The organism is Streptomyces sp. BJ20 (assembly GCF_022869105.1).
GTDB classification, from domain to species: Bacteria; Actinomycetota; Actinomycetes; order Streptomycetales; family Streptomycetaceae; genus Streptomyces; species Streptomyces griseoincarnatus.
In genome coordinates this window covers 6,166,996-6,184,741 of record NZ_CP094918.1, presented here as the reverse complement: position 1 = coordinate 6,184,741, position 17,746 = coordinate 6,166,996, and the positions used below count along the sequence as shown (strand labels likewise).

At 70.6% G+C, this 17,746-nt stretch carries 15 protein-coding genes and 2 tRNA genes; 13 read left to right on the top strand and 4 right to left on the bottom strand.

Annotated features, from left to right (window positions below; translation table 11 throughout):
* The first annotated feature begins 72 nt into the window (after positions 1 to 72).
* Both MTR79_RS27895 and MTR79_RS27890 read left to right on the top strand, forming a co-directional pair.
* Positions 73 to 1,251 (top strand): PP2C family protein-serine/threonine phosphatase, encoded by a 1,179-nt coding sequence (locus tag MTR79_RS27895; protein ID WP_048457885.1) that lies wholly within the window; start codon positions 73 to 75, stop codon positions 1,249 to 1,251.
* 41 nt (positions 1,252 to 1,292) lie between these two features.
* A complete protein-coding gene (locus MTR79_RS27890) occupies positions 1,293 to 1,736 on the top strand; it encodes an HD domain-containing protein (protein WP_086698946.1) in 444 nt (147 codons plus the stop codon).
* Here the strand turns inward: MTR79_RS27890 and MTR79_RS27885 are convergent.
* Complete coding sequence (locus MTR79_RS27885; RefSeq protein ID WP_244792202.1) at positions 1,733 to 2,926, bottom strand: acyltransferase family protein; 1,194 nt, start codon at positions 2,924 to 2,926, stop codon at positions 1,733 to 1,735. The genes MTR79_RS27890 and MTR79_RS27885 overlap by 4 nt on opposite strands.
* A gap of 634 nt (positions 2,927 to 3,560) precedes the next feature.
* Between MTR79_RS27885 and MTR79_RS27880 the strand changes: the two genes are divergently transcribed.
* Entirely contained in the window at positions 3,561 to 3,755 is a 195-nt protein-coding gene (locus MTR79_RS27880) for a hypothetical protein (RefSeq protein ID WP_244792201.1), read from the top strand.
* A gap of 261 nt (positions 3,756 to 4,016) precedes the next feature.
* Here the strand turns inward: MTR79_RS27880 and MTR79_RS27875 are convergent.
* Positions 4,017 to 4,087 (bottom strand) — tRNA-Gly (locus MTR79_RS27875).
* A 164-nt stretch (positions 4,088 to 4,251) separates the two neighbouring features.
* Between MTR79_RS27875 and MTR79_RS27870 the strand changes: the two genes are divergently transcribed.
* From MTR79_RS27870 to clpX, 5 genes are all read left to right on the top strand, one after another.
* Positions 4,252 to 4,328 (top strand) — tRNA-Pro (locus MTR79_RS27870).
* A 164-nt stretch (positions 4,329 to 4,492) separates the two neighbouring features.
* Positions 4,493 to 5,890 (top strand): trigger factor, encoded by a 1,398-nt coding sequence (tig, locus tag MTR79_RS27865; protein WP_086698962.1) that lies wholly within the window; start codon positions 4,493 to 4,495, stop codon positions 5,888 to 5,890.
* A gap of 342 nt (positions 5,891 to 6,232) precedes the next feature.
* A complete protein-coding gene (locus tag MTR79_RS27860) occupies positions 6,233 to 6,838 on the top strand; it encodes an ATP-dependent Clp protease proteolytic subunit (RefSeq protein ID WP_006133589.1) in 606 nt (201 codons plus the stop codon).
* 109 nt (positions 6,839 to 6,947) lie between these two features.
* Positions 6,948 to 7,655: an ATP-dependent Clp protease proteolytic subunit gene (locus MTR79_RS27855; RefSeq protein ID WP_033276868.1), complete on the top strand. Its 708-nt coding sequence runs from the start codon at positions 6,948 to 6,950 to the stop codon at positions 7,653 to 7,655.
* A 183-nt stretch (positions 7,656 to 7,838) separates the two neighbouring features.
* Positions 7,839 to 9,125, top strand: a complete 1,287-nt coding sequence (clpX, locus tag MTR79_RS27850; RefSeq protein WP_019527658.1) for an ATP-dependent Clp protease ATP-binding subunit ClpX — start codon at positions 7,839 to 7,841, stop codon at positions 9,123 to 9,125.
* Between the two features lie 68 nt (positions 9,126 to 9,193).
* Here the strand turns inward: clpX and MTR79_RS27845 are convergent, their stop codons facing one another.
* Together MTR79_RS27845 and MTR79_RS27840 are read right to left on the bottom strand one after the other, a co-directional pair.
* The gene (locus MTR79_RS27845; RefSeq protein ID WP_086698964.1) at positions 9,194 to 10,138 is read right to left on the bottom strand and encodes a hypothetical protein; all 945 of its coding nucleotides are present in this window, start codon (positions 10,136 to 10,138) and stop codon (positions 9,194 to 9,196) included.
* Between the two features lie 37 nt (positions 10,139 to 10,175).
* Positions 10,176 to 11,177, bottom strand: a complete 1,002-nt coding sequence (locus MTR79_RS27840; protein ID WP_244792200.1) for a hypothetical protein — start codon at positions 11,175 to 11,177, stop codon at positions 10,176 to 10,178.
* Between the two features lie 136 nt (positions 11,178 to 11,313).
* On the opposite strand from MTR79_RS27840, the gene MTR79_RS27835 reads away from it, so the two are divergent.
* The 5 genes from MTR79_RS27835 (at position 11,314) to ndk (ending at position 17,544) form a co-directional block, all read left to right on the top strand.
* A complete protein-coding gene (locus MTR79_RS27835; RefSeq protein WP_244792199.1) occupies positions 11,314 to 13,938 on the top strand; it encodes a valine--tRNA ligase in 2,625 nt (874 codons plus the stop codon).
* A gap of 143 nt (positions 13,939 to 14,081) precedes the next feature.
* On the top strand, positions 14,082 to 15,134 hold the full coding sequence (locus MTR79_RS27830) for an acyltransferase (protein WP_086698969.1): 1,053 nt from the start codon (positions 14,082 to 14,084) through the stop codon (positions 15,132 to 15,134).
* A gap of 54 nt (positions 15,135 to 15,188) precedes the next feature.
* Positions 15,189 to 16,709 (top strand): folylpolyglutamate synthase/dihydrofolate synthase family protein, encoded by a 1,521-nt coding sequence (locus tag MTR79_RS27825; RefSeq protein WP_189365715.1) that lies wholly within the window; start codon positions 15,189 to 15,191, stop codon positions 16,707 to 16,709.
* Positions 16,710 to 16,715: 6 nt separating this feature from the next.
* On the top strand, positions 16,716 to 17,066 hold the full coding sequence (locus tag MTR79_RS27820) for a DUF4233 domain-containing protein (protein ID WP_086698972.1): 351 nt from the start codon (positions 16,716 to 16,718) through the stop codon (positions 17,064 to 17,066).
* A gap of 64 nt (positions 17,067 to 17,130) precedes the next feature.
* Positions 17,131 to 17,544: a nucleoside-diphosphate kinase gene (gene ndk / locus MTR79_RS27815; RefSeq protein WP_086698973.1), complete on the top strand. Its 414-nt coding sequence runs from the start codon at positions 17,131 to 17,133 to the stop codon at positions 17,542 to 17,544.
* The last annotated feature ends 202 nt before the right edge of the window (positions 17,545 to 17,746 follow it).

The following is a 17,746-nucleotide window of genomic DNA, read 5'->3' as shown; positions in this document are numbered from 1 at the left end:
GGCCCCCGTGAGGGGGGACAACCTGGACCTCCCGTGCCAAGCGGCCGGTTGGATGGATAGGGTCCCGAACTGATGGCAGCAGGACGAGAGCGGCGCGCGGCGGCCGAGACGTTCACGGCCCGGTTGAAGAAGCAGTGGCACCGGGCCCGCGTCGGCATGCGCCGGGCCGCCGTCGACTACTTCCGCGGCGACGGCTCGGACTGGATCGCGCTCGCCGGGCTGCTCCTCACCGTCCCGCTGATCGCCGCGGGCACCCTCGCCAACTCCGTGTGGTGCTCGCCCTCCGCCCTGTGCATCCCGATCGTCGCGGGCGGTCTGCTGCTGCGCCCGGCCAGCCTGCTCGGGCTCTACGCGGCGGCGGCCACCGCGCTGATCGTGGAGGCCGTGCAACTCGGCCCCTACACCGAAGGTGTGGCGCGGGTCACACCCGGCGTGGTTCTGGTCGTCGCGGCCTGCGGCTTCTTCGGGCTGCTCGTCGCCCAGTTCCGCAGCAGGGTCGGCGTGCCCTGGCGGCGCGGCGGCACCATGCTGTTCGACCTGCGAGAGCGCATCCGGGTGCAGAGCAAGCTGCCCAAGCTGCCGACAGGCTGGCACCGGGAGATGGCGCTCCGTCCCGCGGGCGGCCAGTCCTTCTCCGGCGACTTCGTGGTCGCGGCCCGCACCAACGGGGGACGCACGCTGGAGGTCGTCCTCACCGACGTCTCCGGCAAGGGCATGGACGCCGGCTCGCGCGCCCTGCTGCTGTCGGGCGCCTTCGGCGGCCTGCTCGGCAGTCTGCCCCCGCACGACTTCCTGCCCGCCGCCAACGGCTATCTGCTCCGCCAGGACTGGGACGAGGGCTTCGCCACGTCCATCCACCTGGTCCTCGACCTGGACTCCGGCGACTACGAGCTCTACTCCGCCGGACATCCGCCGGGTCTCCAGCTCAGCGCGGGCAGCGGCCGCTGGGAGGAGAAGGCCGCCGACGGACCTCTGCTCGGCGTGTACGACGGCGCCCAGTTCGACCCGGTGAAGGGCTCGCTGCGCCCCGGCGACGTGCTGATGCTGTTCACCGACGGCCTGGTGGAGACCTCGGACCGGGACATGGTCGAGGGCATCGACCGCCTCACCGGCGAGGCCGACCGCTATGTCGCGGGCGGCTTCCACGGCGCCGCCTGGCACCTCATCGAGGCCGTCGCCAAGGACGTCAACGACGACCGGGCGCTGCTGCTGATCTGCCGCGAGGGCCCCACCGCCGCCGCGGCACGCTGAGCGGCTCCGGGCACACTGGTCGTGTGAACCGGACACCGATCATGGACCTCGCCGAGGTCGAGGCCACCGCCCGCGCCGCGCACACCGGCCAGACCGACAAGGCGGGCCGCCCCTACGCCGAGCACCTGCACGCGGTCGCCGAGGGCGTACGGCTCCGGGGCGGCGACGACGAGCAGATCGCGGCGGCCTGGCTGCACGACGCCGTGGAGGACGACAGGCTCAGCCACGCGTGGCTCGAGGAGGCGGCGCTCACCCGGCGCACCAAGGACATCGTGCTCGCCGTGACCAAGCGGTCCGGCGAGCCGCCCGAGGAGTACGCGGCCCGCATCCTGGCCACACCGGGCGCGCCGCTGGTGAAGGAGGCGGACCTGGCGCACAACGCCGACCCGGCCCGCCTCGCCGTCCTCGACGACGCCACCCGCACCCGGCTGACCGCCAAGTACGCGCGGATGCGCGCCCTCCTGGGTCTGGACGCGGGGACCTAGACGGAGACCTTCTCGCCCGGCGCCCGCACCTCGACGGGCCTGGGCTGCTCACGGACCCGGGCCGCCTCGCCCGCGTCCCGGCGGAACGCCCACTCCATGCGCGGCTCCACCACGCAGCGCAGCGCCCGCTGCACCGGCCGGGTGCACAGCAGCGTCACGGCGGCGGCCGCGAAGACGGTGAGTCCCAGCACGCCGAGCGGCTCGTGCAGCGCGGGCTGGTCGTAGAAGTCGGTGTAGTTGCCCGCGCGCACCAGGAAGGCGTGCAGCAGGTAGCCGTAGATGGTGCCCGCGCCGAGGGAGGTGAACCACATGCGGCGGCGCGGCACCCAGGCGAGGAAGCAGACGGTCATCACCAGCGAGCAGCCGAGCGTGGCCCACACCACGAGCGGGCCGGCCCACCAGGCGGTGTCCAACTCCTGGGCGGCATCGCTGTGGTACAGCCAGCCCAGCCGCATGTACGGCATCGTCGCCCAGGCCGTGACCGCCGCCGCGACGAACACCGGCACGGACGCCAGGCGCACCGAGCGGCGCTTGACCATCCGGAAGTGTTCGGGGCGCAGGGTCAGACCCAGCACGAAGAAGGGGAGGAACTGCAGCACCCGCTGGAGCTCCAGGTCGTCGCCGATCTGCGGGGACACCGAGCCGAGCGCGGCGAGGACCAGGGACACCGGCAGCGGGTGCCTGATCGTCCTCCACACCGGCGTGGTGATCCGCCACACGAACAGCGCGCACAGGAACCACAGGTGGTACGTGGGGTCCAGCAGCGTGATGCCGTGCTCCGGCTCGTCGTTGCCGTAGCGCTGGAAGAGGGAGTACGCGGTCTCGAAGACCACGTAGGGGACGACGACTCCGGTGATCAGGCGCTGGACGTGCTTGGGGCGCAGGTCGAAGCTGCGGGAGAAATAGCCGGAGATGAGGATGAACGCCGGCATGTGGAAGGTGTAGACGACCCGGTAGGCCGTCTCGACCGCCCCGTCGTCCAGGAGCTGCCCCCAGGCGTGACCGACGGCCACCAGCACGATCGCCAGGTACTTGGCGTTGTCGAAGAAGGCGTCGCGCTGTCTGCCTCCCGGGGCGGGCCGGGAGCCCTCCGGGGTCCTGGTGCGCGGGGCCGGCACTCCGTCGGCCGGCGTCTGCACCGGAGGGAGCGGCGTCCTGCTGTTGCCGTACGGTCGCTGCGAGTTCGTCACTGGCCCTCCCGGCGGTGGAACGGGGAGGCGATCGGGGAGCTCGCTGCGCTTGCGGGGGACGAGGCAGCGTGGAACATCTCAGGCACCCTAGCGTCGTCTTCGGGAATCCGTAAAACGCCCGACGTCATTCCTGGTTATCGCGTTCGAGTACCCCGGATTCGGCAATGCGCGCATACCGTGGGCGTGATGGGCAACACAAGCGAAGAGCTGCCGTGTTGTCGCTCCCGCACGCCGTTCTTGTCAGGATTGTTCGTGATCAGTCCGGTCATGGCGGCGGGTGGCGACTCAGGTTGAGACTCAGGTGACATGTCCCCCTGCCCGGGAAACGGGGGTTATTCGAATTACCTGCGAACACCATGTGAGGGTGCGGAGAAGGCGGTGTTCGCAAGTCCCGCGTAAGCGCCCTTGAAGTCGCCCAATTCGCCGGGCGGGTGTTCTCTCGAATTACCGTACGACAAACAGGTGTTGCCTCTTGGCGGCCGGTGCGGCGGTGACGGTGGCGGGACCAGGGGACGGACGATGTGTCAGCCGCCGGTTAGGGCGGCCTTGTTGGTGGCACGATGGTTCTGGCGGGGTGCGCGGGGATGCGTCGCCCGGGCCGGCGAAGCCGAACCGACCAAGGGTGTGATCAGTTGTGGCCGTTTCACTGTCAGTGGTGCTGCTGTTGGCGATCATCCTGGTGGTGCTGCTGAGAGGTGGCTCCATCAAGGCCGGGCCGGCGATCGTCGCCGTCCTCTTCGGCTTCTTCCTCGCCTCGACGGGCATGGCCGACGACATCCAGCGCTTCCTGGACTCGATAGCCGACATGATCAACTCCATCAGCTTCTGACCCCGCCCCACGGCAGAGGTCCCCCCGCCGACGCGCCTCAGGGCCGGCCCTGGCACCCCGGACCGGCCCTGAGGCGTGCCAGGGAGGCGCGCCGCCGAGGTCCGCCCGGTGCCCGTCCTGGCGTGATCCTGGGGGACGCCGCGCGGCAGGTATGCGGTCCCGCCCGGCGGTACGGGGCCGCCTGAGGCCCCCGGCCCGGAGGTACGACGAAGGCCCAGGAGGCGGGTACACACCCTCTCACCTGGGCCTTCGGCCGTTCAGAGCGGGCGACGGGAATCGAACCCGCGTAGCCAGTTTGGAAGACTGGGGCTCTACCATTGAGCTACGCCCGCACGGTGCGCGCCGCGCGTCCGTGACCGCGGCACTGACAGGCATCGTAGCGGGTCGTGCGTCCTTGTCGCACACCCCGTGTCCGGCAGGCCGCCGTGCGGACACGGCGCCGGTAAAGGCGGCGGACCTTTCGCCCGCGTGCATGTACCCTACGGATCGCACCAGACGGGGTGTGGCGCAGCTTGGTAGCGCGTCCGCTTTGGGAGCGGAAGGCCGTGGGTTCAAATCCCGCCACCCCGACCAGCCACCTGCTCACCATCGGTGATCGCCTTTTGGGTGCCGCAGCCGCTGCCGTTACTATGCAAGCTGCACGCCCGTGTGTCTCTGAAAGTCCTCCGGGCGGCGAATCGGCCGGACCGCTCTGGTCCCGGCAGAACCCGAGAAGTCAGCCACAAGGAGACCGAACCGTGAAGAGCGCCGTGGAGACCCTGAACCCGACCCGGGTTCGGCTCACTGTCGAGGTGCCCTTCGAGGAGCTCAAGGACAGCCTCGACGCGGCGTACAAGAAGATCAACCAGCAGGTCACGGTGAAGGGCTTCCGCAAGGGCAAGGTCCCGGCCCGGGTCATCGACCAGCGCTTCGGCCGCGGTGCGGTGCTGGAGGAGGCGGTCAACGACGCCCTCCCGAAGTTCTACACCGACGCCGTGAACGAGGCGGAGCTGAGCCCCCTGGGCCAGCCCGAGGTCGACATCACGGAGCTGAAGGACGGCGAGACGCTGAACTTCACCGCCGAGGTCGACATCCGCCCGGCCATCGAGATCCCGGACTACTCCGGCATCGAGGTCGAGGTCGACGCCGTCGAGGTCACCGACGAGGACGTGGAGAAGTCGGTGGAGCAGCTCCGTGAGCGCTTCGCCTCCACGACCCCGGTCGAGCGGGCGGCCGAGGACGGCGACGTGGTCACCATCGACCTCGAGGCCAAGGTCGACGGAGAGGTCCTCGAGGACGGCGTCGCCGACGGCGTCTCCTACACGATCGGCTCCGGTGAGCTGCTGGACGGTATCGACGACGCCGTGAAGGGCCTGGAGGCCGGTGGCGAGGCCACCTTCACCTCCGAGCTGAAGGGCGGCTCGGCGGCCGGCAAGGAGGCCGAGGTCACCGTCAAGGTCACCCAGGTCGCCAAGCGTGAGCTGCCCGAGCTGGACGACGACTTCGCCCAGCTCGCCTCCGAGTTCGACACCCTCGAGGAGCTCAAGGCGGACAGCCGCAAGCGCCTCGAGAACATGAAGCAGTACGACCAGGCCACGCAGGCCCAGGAGCGCGTCCTGGACAAGCTGCTCGAGCTGGTCGAGGTGCCCGTCCCCGAGAAGCTGCTCGAGGACGAGATCAACACCCGCAAGCACAACCTCGAGCACCACCAGCTGGGCCAGATGGGCCTGGACCTCGCGAAGTACCTGGAGATCCAGGGCAAGACCGAGGAGGAGTTCGAGAACGAGACCCGCGAAGCCGCGGTCAAGGGCATCAAGACCCAGTTCGTCCTCGACGAGCTCGTGAAGCAGGAGAAGCTCAACGTCAACCAGGAGGAGCTCACCGAGCACCTCATGCGGCGTGCGGCCTCCTCCGGCATGTCCCCCGACCAGTTCGCCCAGGCCGTCGTCGAGCAGGGCCAGGTCCCGCTGCTCGTCGGCGAGGTCGCCCGCGGCAAGGCGCTGGCCGTCGTGGTCGAGAAGGCCACCGTCAAGGACACCAACGGCGAGACCGTCGACCTCGAGGACGACGAGGACGAGGCCGCCGAGGCCGAGACCTCCGAGGCCGCGGCCGACGAGAAGGCCGACGAGAAGGCCGAGGAGAAGACCGAGGGCTGAGCCCCGGCACGGTGATCGACCGCGAAGGCCCCGGGGCGAACCCCGGGGCCTTCGCGTCACCAGGAGACCGGACGCCCTCAGGAGCGCGGGGAACCGCGCGACCGACCCCCGCGCACCGTCGGGCGGACACGACGCGCACGCCCACGGGCGACCGGGCCACGGCCCCGCCGACTACGCCCCCGGCGAACACTCCCATCTCCGGGATTCCCCGAAGGGACCCGCGCGTTAGGGTCCATGAATACCAGGGCAGTGGAGTCTCCGATACGGCTCCCGCCCCGCAGGGAACACGTGAGACGGCCCGGCGCCGTCGTAAGACGAGCAGGTGGATACGTGACGAATCTGATGCCTTCAGCCGCCGGCGAGCCTTCCATCGGTGGTGGCCTCGGCGACCAGGTCTACAACCGGCTGCTCGGCGAGCGGATCATCTTCCTCGGCCAGCCGGTCGACGACGACATCGCGAACAAGATCACCGCACAGCTGCTGCTCCTTGCCTCGGACCCCGACAAGGACATCTACCTCTACATCAACAGCCCCGGCGGTTCGATCACGGCCGGCATGGCGATCTACGACACCATGCAGTACATCAAGAACGACGTGGTGACGATCGCCATGGGTCTCGCGGCGTCCATGGGGCAGTTCCTGCTCAGCGCGGGCACGCCCGGCAAGCGCTTCGCGCTGCCCAACGCCGAGATCCTGATCCACCAGCCCTCCGCAGGCCTCGCCGGCTCCGCCTCGGACATCAAGATCCACGCCGAGCGGCTGCTGCACACCAAGCGGCGCATGGCCGAGCTCACCGCCCAGCACACGGGCCAGACGGTCGAGCAGATCACCCGTGACTCGGACCGTGACCGCTGGTTCGACGCCTTCGAGGCCAAGGAGTACGGCCTCATCGACGACGTGATCGCCACGGCCGCCGGCATGCCGGGCGGCGGCGGCACCGGGGCCTGAGAGGTGCTGCGAGGCTCCACGAGCCCCGTAGGACCCCGCCCGGGCCCGTGACAGAGCCCGGGGCCCCAGCAGCCCCAGCCGACCGCCTCAGCCCCTTTCAGGAGACACCGTGAACGCATTCCCCGGCAGCGGGATCTACGACCGTATGCAGGCCGTGCAGGACATGTCCGGCTCGCAGGGCCGCTACACCGGTCCGCAGGCCGAGTCCCGTTACGTCATTCCGCGCTTCGTCGAGCGCACCTCCCAGGGCATCCGCGAGTACGACCCGTACGCGAAGCTCTTCGAGGAGCGTGTGATCTTCCTCGGCGTGCAGATCGACGACGCCTCCGCCAACGACGTCATGGCGCAGCTGCTGTGCCTGGAGTCGATGGACCCCGACCGGGACATCTCGGTCTACATCAACAGCCCCGGCGGCTCCTTCACCGCGCTCACCGCGATCTACGACACGATGCAGTACGTGAAGCCGGACATCCAGACCGTGTGCATGGGCCAGGCGGCCTCCGCCGCCGCCGTCCTGCTCGCCGCCGGCACGCCCGGCAAGCGCATGGCGCTGCCGAACGCCCGGGTGCTGATCCACCAGCCGTACAGCGAGACCGGCCGCGGTCAGGTCTCCGACCTGGAGATCGCCGCCAACGAGATCCTCCGCATGCGCACGCAACTGGAGGACATGCTGGCCAAGCACTCCACCCGTCCGATCGAGAAGATCCGCGAGGACATCGAGCGCGACAAGATCCTCACGGCCGAGGACGCGCTGGAGTACGGCCTGATCGACCAGATCATCACCACCCGGAAGATGGACAACTCCAGCCTGCGCTGAGGCACGGCTGGGGTGTAACGTCTGCCGCCCCTTGGCACGGTTTGGCACGGTCCACGTCAAAGTGAACCGTGCCAAGGGGGGCCCGAACGGGGGGCCAGGCAAGGTACCGTCGGACATAAGGCAGCACCAGGAGCCGCCGGACACGGACGTCCGGTCGTCTCCCAGGCGAAGGGGAAGCACACCGTGGCACGCATCGGTGACGGCGGCGATCTGCTCAAGTGCTCGTTCTGCGGCAAGAGCCAGAAGCAGGTCAAGAAGCTCATCGCAGGGCCCGGTGTGTACATCTGCGACGAGTGCATCGACCTCTGCAACGAGATCATCGAGGAGGAGCTCGCCGAGACCAGCGAGGTCCGGTGGGAGGAGCTCCCCAAGCCCCGCGAGATCTACGAGTTCCTCGAGGGGTACGTGGTGGGCCAGGAGGCGGCCAAGAAGGCCCTCTCCGTGGCGGTCTACAACCACTACAAGCGCGTCCAGGCCGGGGAGAACGGCGGCGCCCAGGGCCGTGACGACGCCATCGAGCTGGCGAAGTCCAACATCCTGCTGCTGGGCCCCACGGGCTCCGGCAAGACCCTGTTGGCGCAGACCCTCGCCCGCATGCTGAACGTCCCGTTCGCGATCGCCGACGCCACGGCGCTCACCGAGGCCGGCTACGTCGGCGAGGACGTCGAGAACATCCTGCTCAAGCTGATCCAGGCGGCCGACTACGACGTCAAGAAGGCCGAGACCGGGATCATCTACATCGACGAGATCGACAAGGTCGCCCGGAAGAGCGAAAACCCGTCGATCACGCGGGACGTGAGCGGCGAGGGCGTGCAGCAGGCGCTGCTGAAGATCCTCGAGGGCACCACCGCCTCGGTGCCGCCGCAGGGCGGGCGCAAGCACCCGCACCAGGAGTTCATCCAGATCGACACGACGAACGTGCTGTTCATCGTGGGCGGCGCCTTCGCCGGTCTTGAGAAGATCATCGAGGGCCGGGCGGGCGCCAAGGGCATCGGCTTCGGCGCGACGATCCGCTCCAAGCGGGAGATGGAGTCCAAGGACCAGTTCGAGGAGGTCATGCCGGAGGACCTGGTCAAGTTCGGCATGATCCCCGAGTTCATCGGCCGGCTCCCCGTCATCACCAGCGTGCACAACCTCGACCGCGAGGCTCTGCTGCAGATCCTCGTCGAGCCGCGCAACGCGCTGGTGAAGCAGTACCAAAGGCTGTTCGAACTCGACGGTGTGGAGCTGGACTTCGAGCGTGAGGCGCTGGAGGCCATCGCCGACCAGGCGATCCTGCGCCAGACCGGCGCCCGCGGCCTGCGCGCCATCATGGAGGAGGTCCTCCAGGGCGTGATGTACGAGGTGCCGTCCCGCAAGGACGTGGCCCGCGTGGTCATCACCGCGGACGTGGTGCTCTCCAACGTCAACCCGACGCTCATCCCGCGCGACTCGCGCGGCCGCGGCTCGGGCGAGCAGAAGACGGCATAACCCCCTGGCACACGGAAAGGGCGTCCGGCGCACTGCGCCGGACGCCCTTTCCGTGTGGTGAGGTTCTACTACTTGGCGACCCGCACGTCCTTGCGCACGTCGGCGGCCATGCCCGCGGACTCGTCGAGCGAGTACGTCTTGCCGGTGGCGGTCGGCTCGACCACGGCGAGCGTGCTGTAGTCGGCCCACACGCACATGAAGGTCGTCTGCTCCTTGTTGGTGACCGGGTGCGTGGTCTCGGCCTCCTGGCACTTCATCACGGCGCCGTCCAGCCCGTCGGGTGACACCGACGTGGGCTCGCCGACCAGCTTGACCTTCTTGTCGTCGGTGTTCTTGTGCATCTGCGTGAACATCACGTCGAGGGCCTTCTCCGGGTCCTCGACCTTGCCGTAGACGCCGAAGTAGGTGATGTTCTCCGCGGTCTGCAGCTTCGCCAGGTCGGCCGGGTCCTCGGGGTCCAGCTTCGTGAGGTCGGTGGTGGAGTAGACGGCGCCCACCGAGGTGGCGTCGCTCACCCCGGCCTTCGCCAGATCCTTCTCGTCGCTGGAGCTGGCCGACTCCTCCTGCGCCGGGCCCTGACGGTCGTACGTGTCCGAGAGGACCGACGCGGGCGCGGTCAGCTTGTGCGGGCCGTCGTCCTCCAGGCCGCCGGCGCCTCCGCCGCCGATCAGGAAGTAGGCGCCCACGCCGATGGCCGCGACCACCGCGACCGCGCCGACGATGATCCCGGCCTTCTTGCCGCCGCCACCGCCGGAGGCGGGGGGCTGGGGCGGCATGCCGTACTGCGGCTGCTGGCCGTAGGGCGGCTGCTGCGGCGGGACGCCAGGGTGGCCGGGCTGCTGCGGGTAGCCGTAGCCGGGCTGGCCGGGCGGGGGTGTCTGCTGGGGGTACCCGTAGCCGGGCTGCGGCTGGGGCGGGGTCTGCGGCTGCTGGCCGTACGGTCCCGGCTGCTGGCCGTACGGGCCGGGCTGCTGGGGCTGGCCGCCGTACGGGCCCGGCTGGTTGAAGCTCATGACTGGGTTCCCCCTCGTGTTCGCTGCTGCGGTGCCGTCAGACCTTGACGCGGATCTGCTCGCGGAGCTTGGTGGTGAGGTCGACCGCCGTGTCCTTGCCGACCCCCGTGCCGGCGTTGTCGCCGGGCGAGACCATGCCGACCGTGCTGCGGTCGGCCCAGGCGCAGAACCAGTCCGTCGACTCCTTCTTGGTGAGCGCGTTGGTGCTCTTCGTCGACTGGCACTTGGCCACGGTACCGGCGATCTCGACCTCCTCGGGCTCGCCGACGAGCTCCGCGTTCTCCATGCCCCCGGTGTTCTGCTCCGAGCTCTTCTCCACCTGCTCCTGGATGTTGGCGAAGAACTTGTCCAGCGTCTTCTGCGGGTCGGCGATCTCGCCGTAACCGCCCACCATGGTGATGCCCTTGGCGGTCAGCAGTTCCGACTGGTCGGGGAAGTCGTCCGCGGTGCTGGGGTCGGCCGGGTCGTAGTCCCCGAAGTCGGCGGTGGACCACTGGCCGAGGATGGCGGTGCCGTTCTCGACCCCGCTCTTCTCCATGTCCTTCGCGGTCTCCGAGCCGCTCTCCTCCGAGCCGTCGCCGAACCGCTGGTACTCGCCCAGCACGGTCTTCGGCACGGTCAGCTTGTGCGGGCCGTCGTCCGTCAGGCCGGCCGCGGTGCTGCCGCCGTCGCCGCCCATGAGGAGGTACGCGCCGACGCCGATGGCCGTGACGACCGCGACGGCGCCGACGACGATCGCGGCCACCTTGCCGCCGCCACCGCCGCCGGAGGCCGGGGGCTGCGGCGGCACGCCGTACTGGGGCTGTCCGTACGGGGGCTGCTGTGCGTACTGCGGCTGCCCGTACGGGGGCTGCTGCGGAGGCACCCCGGGCTGCGGCTGCGGGTAGCCGTAGCCGGGCTGGGCCGGCGGGGGCGCCTGCTGGGGGTAGCCGTAGCCGGGATGCGGGGTCTGCGGCTGCCCGCCGTACGGTCCCTGCTGTCCGTACGGGCCAGGCTGCTGCGGCTGCCCGCCGTACGGCCCCGGCTGGTGGTGACTCATGACTCGGTTCCCCTCGAGACGCTCAACTTCTGCTGACATCCTGGCTCAGAGTCAACGACTCCAGACCGGTGGGGGTCGCACCGTTACAAACGAAACGCGTTTCGGGACACCGCCGTGACGCCTCTAAACTGGGCGCGTGACCGACAACGCTCAGCAGCAGCCACCAGCGCCCACGACCGAACTGCCGACCCAGTACGCGCCGGCCGACGTAGAGGGGCCGCTGTACGAGCGCTGGGTGGAGCGGGGTTACTTCGAGGCGGACGCGAAGAGCGACAAGCCTCCATACACCATCGTCATCCCTCCGCCGAACGTCACCGGCAGCCTCCACCTGGGCCATGCCTTCGAGCACACGCTGATCGACGCCCTGACCCGCCGCAAGCGCATGCAGGGGTACGAGACGCTGTGGCAGCCCGGCATGGACCACGCCGGCATCGCCACGCAGAACGTGGTCGAGCGGGAGCTCGCCAAGGAGGGCAAGTCCCGCCACGACCTGGGACGCGAGGCGTTCGTCGAGCGGGTCTGGAAGTGGAAGGCGGAGTCCGGCGGCCAGATCGGCGGCCAGATGCGCCGCCTCGGTGACGGCGTCGCCTGGACGCGTGAGCGCTTCACCATGGACGAGGGCCTGTCCAAGGCCGTCCAGACGATCTTCAAGCGGCTCTACGACGACGAGCTGATCTACCGCGCCGAGCGCATCATCAACTGGTGCCCGCGCTGTCTGACCGCGATCTCCGACATCGAGGTCAACTACCAGGACGACGACGGCGAGCTCGTCTCCATGAAGTACGGAGACGGTGACGAGACCATCGTCGTCGCCACGACCCGCGCGGAGACGATGCTCGGCGACACCGCCGTCGCCGTCCACCCCGGGGACGAGCGCTACAAGCACCTCATCGGCAAGCTCGTCAAGCTGCCGCTGACCGACCGCTCCATCCCGGTCGTCGCCGACGAGCACGTCGACCCCGAGTTCGGCACCGGCGCCGTCAAGGTGACCCCGGCCCACGACCCGAACGACTTCGAGATCGGCCAGCGCCACGACCTGCCGTCCATCGCCGTGATGGACGAGCACGCCGTCATCACCGCGCACGGCCCCTTCCAGGGCCTGGACCGCCTCGAGGCGCGCTCCGCCATCGTCGCCGCGCTGCGCGCCGAGGGCCGGATCGTCGCCGAGAAGCGCCCCTACGTCCACTCCGTCGGCCACTGCTCGCGGTGCGGCACCACCATCGAGCCGCGGCTGTCCATGCAGTGGTGGGTCAAGGTCGGCCCGCTCGCCAAGGCCGCCGGTGACGCGGTCCGCGACGGCCGCGTCACGATCCACCCGCAGGAGATGGAGAAGCGCTACTTCGACTGGGTCGACAACCTCCACGACTGGTGCATCTCCCGGCAGTTGTGGTGGGGCCACCGCATCCCCGTCTGGTACGGGCCGGACGGCGAGGTCGTCTGCGTCGGACCCGACGAGGAGCCGCCGAGCGGTGAGGGCTGGCGCCAGGACTCCGACGTCCTCGACACCTGGTTCTCCTCCGGCCTGTGGCCGTTCTCCACGCTGGGCTGGCCCGAGCAGACCGAGTCGCTCGCGAAGTTCTACCCGAACTCCGTCCTGCTCACCGGCTACGACATCCTCTTCTTCTGGGTCGCCCGGATGATGATGTTCGGCCTCTACGCGATGGACGGCACCCCGCCGTTCCACACCATCGCCCTGCACGGCATGGTCCGTGACCAGAACGGCAAGAAGATGTCCAAGTCCTTCGGGAACGTGGTCAACCCGCTGGACTGGATGGACAAGTACGGCTCCGACGCGCTCCGCTTCACCCTGGCGCGCGGCGCCAACCCGGGCGTCGACGTCCCGATCGGCGAGGACTGGGTCCAGGGCTCGCGCAACTTCGCCAACAAGATCTGGAACGCCACGCGCTTCGCGCTGATGAACGGCGCCACGGTCGAGGGCCCGCTGCCGGACGCGTCGAAGATGTCGCCCACCGACCGCTGGATCCTGTCCCGGCTGAACTCCGTCGTCTCCGAGGTCGACGCGTACTACGACGACTACCAGTTCGCGAAGCTGTCGGACGCGCTGTTCCACTTCGCCTGGGACGAGGTCTTCGACTGGTACGTCGAGCTGTCCAAGACGACCTTCCAGGCCGGCGGCGAGGCGGCCGAGGTCAGCAAGCGGGTCCTCGGCGAGGTCCTCGACGTCACGCTGCGGCTGCTGCACCCGGTGGTCCCGTTCGTCACCGAGACCCTGTGGACGACGCTGACCGGCGGTGAGTCCGTCGTCATCGCCGACTGGCCGTCCGACAGCGGCTTCCGCGACGAGGCCGCCGAGCGGGAGATCGGGACGCTCCAGTCGGTGATCACCGAGGTCCGCCGGTTCCGCGCCGACCAGGGCCTCCAGCCCGGCCAGCGGGTCCCGGCCCGGCTCGCGCTGGACGGCACCGCCCTCGCCGCGCACGAGCCGGCCATCCGCCAGCTGCTGCGCCTCCAGCCCGAGGGCGACTCCTTCACGGCGACCGCGACCCTGCCCGTCGCCGGTGTCGAGGTCGCGCTGGACCTGTCCGGCGTGATCGACGTCGCCGCCGAGCGCAAGCGGCTCGCCAAGGACCTCGCCGCCGCCGAGAAGGAGAAGGCCCAGGCGACGGCGAAGCTCGGCAACGAGGCGTTCCTGGCGAAGGCCCCGGACCACGTGGTCGACAAGATCCGCACGCGGCTCGCCAAGGCGGAGGAGGACATCGTCCGCGTCCGCACGCAGCTCGAGCGGCTGCCCCAGGCCTGACCGCAGGCTCGCGGTGCGAACGGCCCCCGACCGGTACGTCCCGGCCGGGGGCCGTTCACGTCGTGGTGGGGGCCCCGTAACCCGGGAGAGGGAACCTGCGGAACCGCCCGCCGCAGGATCCCGCCGCCAGGAGCGCCCCGCCGATGTCCTCTCCCGCGTCCCCCGCCGCCGTGCCGTCCGCCGCACAGGACACGCCGGACCGCACCCCCGGCCGGGAGCGGCGCCACGACGTCGACCTGCTGCGCGTGCTGTGCACCGCCGCCGTGGTCCTGGTGCACGCCTCCGCCGCGTTCATCGACGCGGGCCACCGCACCACCGGGATCCTCGGCGACACGGCCGGGCGGTTCGCGGTGCCGGTGTTCTTCGCCATGGCCGGCTGGGCCGCGCTGTCCGGCGCTCCCGTGGACGACGAGACCCGCCTGCTGTCCCGGCTCGGCCGGATCCTGCGCCCGATGGCCGTGTGGACCGCCCTCTACCTGCTGTGCGCGTACGTCACCGGCGCATCCGGCGCCGGCACGGGCGAGGAGGCGGCGCGGGCGCTCTTCGGCTCCGTCGAGGCGGCCTTCCACCTCTGGTACCTGTACGCCTACGTCCCGCTGCTCCTGCTGCTCGGCGTCCTGGTGCTGGTGGTGCGGCGGCGCGCCGTGCCCCGCAGGTCCCTGGCGCTGCTCGTCGCCCTCGCGGTCGCGCCCGCGCTCGCCGGGGACGTGCGGGAGATCACCGGCTGGGCCCCGCCCGACTGGGGCTGGTCGGTGCCGCTGTCCACGGTGGTGTACGCGGTGGCGGGCGCCGCCCTGCTCGCCGCCCCGCGCCTCGGACCGAGGGCGCTGTGGGCCGCGGGCGCGGCCGTCGCCTTCGCCGCCCTCGCCGTGTACCAGCTCACGGTGCGCCACCCCGCCGCGTACGGGGGCGTGGCCGTGGCCGCCCTGACCTTCGCGGTGATCGGCACGGTGGCCGGCGTGCGGGTGCCGGAGCGGGTGCGGCCGCTGGTGGCGCGGCTGTCGGACGCGTCGTTCGGGACGTACCTGGTGCATCTGCTGTGGGTGCGGCTGCTGGTGGCGCCGGTCGCCGGGCGGCTGCCGGACGGGCCCTGGGCGCCGGCCGCGCTGGCCGTGACCGCGCTGGCGGCGGCCGCGCTGTCCTTCGCCGTGAGCCTGCTGTGGGGGCGGCCGGGCTGGCGGAAGTGGCTCGGCTGACGCCGCGCCGGGGTGTGCGGGGGACCACCCGCGCCGCTCCGTAGACTGGGGACCGTGAGCGAGCGCCCAGATTCAGCAGGTCCCGACCCGGACGACACCTTCGACGAGTTCGCGGAGCTCGTGGAGGAGGAGACCCGCCGCGACCCCGACCTGGCGGTGATCGAGGCCGGCAGCCGTACGCTGCGCACCCAGGGCGGCCCGCCGCAGGCGGACGTCCCGGCGCGCCCCGCCGACCCCGAGGTCGACAAGGCCCTGCGCGAGGTGGAGGCGGAGCTCGCCACCCGCTGGGGCGAGACCAAGCTCGAGCCGTCGGTGGACCGCATCGCCGCCCTGATGGACGTCCTGGGCGAGCCGCAGCGCTCGTACCCCTCGATCCACATCACGGGCACCAACGGCAAGACCTCCACCGCCCGCATGATCGAGGCGCTCCTCGGCGCCTTCGACCTGCGCACCGGCCGCTACACCTCCCCGCACGTCCAGTCGGTCACCGAGCGGATCAGCCTGGACGGGGCTCCCGTCTCCGCCGAGCGGTTCATCGAGACGTACCAGGACGTCAAGCCGTACGTGGAGATGGTCGACTCCGCACAGGAGTACCGGCTGTCCTTCTTCGAGGTGCTGACCGGCATGGCGTACGCCGCCTTCGCCGACGCGCCCGTGGACGTGGCCGTCGTCGAGGTCGGCATGGGCGGCACCTGGGACGCGACGAACGTCATCGACGCAGGGGTCGCCGTGGTGACGCCGATCGACCTGGACCACACCGACCGGCTGGGCACCACGCCCGCCGAGATCGCCACCGAGAAGGCCGGCATCGTCAAGCAGGACGCGACGGTGATCATGGCGCAGCAGCCGGTGGACGCGGCGCAGGTGCTGCTGAAGAAGGCCGTCGAGGTGGGCGCCACCGTGGCCCGCGAGGGCCTGGAGTTCGGCGTCCTGGACCGGCAGGTCGCCGTCGGCGGCCAGCTGATGACGCTGCGCGGGCTGGGCGGCGAGTACACCGAGGTGTACCTGCCGCTGCACGGCGCGCACCAGGCGCACAACGCGGCGGTGGCCCTCGCGGCCGTCGAGGCGTTCTTCGGCGTCGGTTCCCGGCACGCCCGGCCGCTCGACATCGACACCGTGCGCAAGGCGTTCGCCTCCGTCGCCTCGCCGGGCCGCATGGAGGTCGTCCGCAGGTCGCCGACCGTCGTCCTGGACGCCGCCCACAACCCGGCCGGCGCCCGGGCGGCGGCCGACACGATCGGGGAGGCCTTCCAGTTCAGCAACCTCATCGGCGTGGTCGGTGCGAGCGCCGACAAGAACGTGCGCGAGCTGCTGGAGGCGTTCGAGCCGGTCTTCGCCGAGGTCGTCGTCACCCAGAACTCCAGCCACCGCGCGATGGACGCCGACGCGCTCGCCGCGATCGCCGTGGAGGTGTTCGGGGAGGAGCGCGTGCAGGTCGAGCCGCGGCTGCCCGACGCCCTGGAGGCCGCGATCACGCTGGCCGAGGAGGAGGGCGAGTTCGCGGGCGGCGGCGTTCTCGTCACCGGTTCCGTCATCACGGTCGGCGAGGCCCGGCTGCTCCTGGGGAAGGGCTGACACCCCGTGCGTACGCTCTGTTCTTCGACGCTGATCGGCGAGTTCTTCGTGATCGGGTTCGCCGGTCTCGTCGCCATGAAGCAGCCCGACCTGTCCACCGGCACGGTGTGGACGGTCTGCGGCATCGCCATGTTCCTGTCGGTCGCCCTGTGCGGGATGGTCGGCCGGCCGGGCGGGGTGGCCCTCGGCTGGGCGCTGCAGATCGCGCTCATCGCCTCCGGCGTGTTCGTCCCGATGATGTTCTTCATGGGCGCGTTGTTCGCGGTGCTGTGGTGGGCTTCGGTGCACTTCGGGCGAAAGGTGGACGAGGCGAAGGCCCGTTTCGCCGCACAGGCGGAGCAGCCCGACACTGCGTGACGGGCCGTCCGACACGCCCGGTAATCTCGGTGCCCCGCACCGTTTGACCCACAAGGAGCCCGCAGTGAGCCAGCGCACCCTCGTCCTCCTCAAGCCCGACGCCGTCCGTCGTGGCCTGACCGGCGAGATCATCAGCCGCATCGAGCGCAAGGCCGGCTGGAGGATCACCGCGCTGGAGCTGCGCACCCTGGACCAGGACACGCTGGAGCAGCACTACGGCGAGCACAAGGGCAAGCCCTTCTACGAGCCGCTGGTGGAGTTCATGGCGTCCGGCCCGGTCGTCGCGATGATCGTCGAGGGCGAGCGGGTCATCGAGGGCCTGCGCCGGCTGGCCGGCCCGACCGACCCGATCGCCGCCGCCCCGGGCTCCATCCGCGGTGACTACGGCGTCATCGTCCGCGAGAACCTGATCCACGCGTCCGACTCGGAGGAGTCCTCCGCGCGCGAGATCAAGATCTTCTTCCCGGGCCGCGCCTGAGCGTCCCCCGACGCGCGCCGGTCACGGCCGTGACCGGCGCGCCTGCCCCTCCGGGCGGGCCCGGCGGTGACCCGGTGCGGCCGCGCGGGCACACGCGGGACGCGCCGCGCGAGGGCGCGCCGCCGCGAGGGAATCCGCGCATAACGATCACGTCGCGGACGCGGCCCGGGTATTTGTCGCACCTCGCATCGTCTGGGAGCTT

Bases quoted from the DNA above. Each gene is read 5' to 3' on its own strand.
- MTR79_RS27895 (WP_048457885.1), top strand. From the start codon at position 73: ATGGCAGCAGGACGAGAGCGGCGCGCGGCGGCCGAGACGTTCACGGCC.
- MTR79_RS27890 (WP_086698946.1), top strand. From the start codon at position 1,293: ATGGACCTCGCCGAGGTCGAGGCCACCGCCCGCGCCGCGCACACCGGC.
- MTR79_RS27860 (WP_006133589.1), top strand. From the start codon at position 6,233: ATGCCTTCAGCCGCCGGCGAGCCTTCCATCGGTGGTGGCCTCGGCGAC.
- MTR79_RS27845 (WP_086698964.1), bottom strand. From the start codon at position 10,138: ATGAGCTTCAACCAGCCGGGCCCGTACGGCGGCCAGCCCCAGCAGCCC.
- MTR79_RS27840 (WP_244792200.1), bottom strand. From the start codon at position 11,177: ATGAGTCACCACCAGCCGGGGCCGTACGGCGGGCAGCCGCAGCAGCCT.
- MTR79_RS27830 (WP_086698969.1), top strand. From the start codon at position 14,082: ATGTCCTCTCCCGCGTCCCCCGCCGCCGTGCCGTCCGCCGCACAGGAC.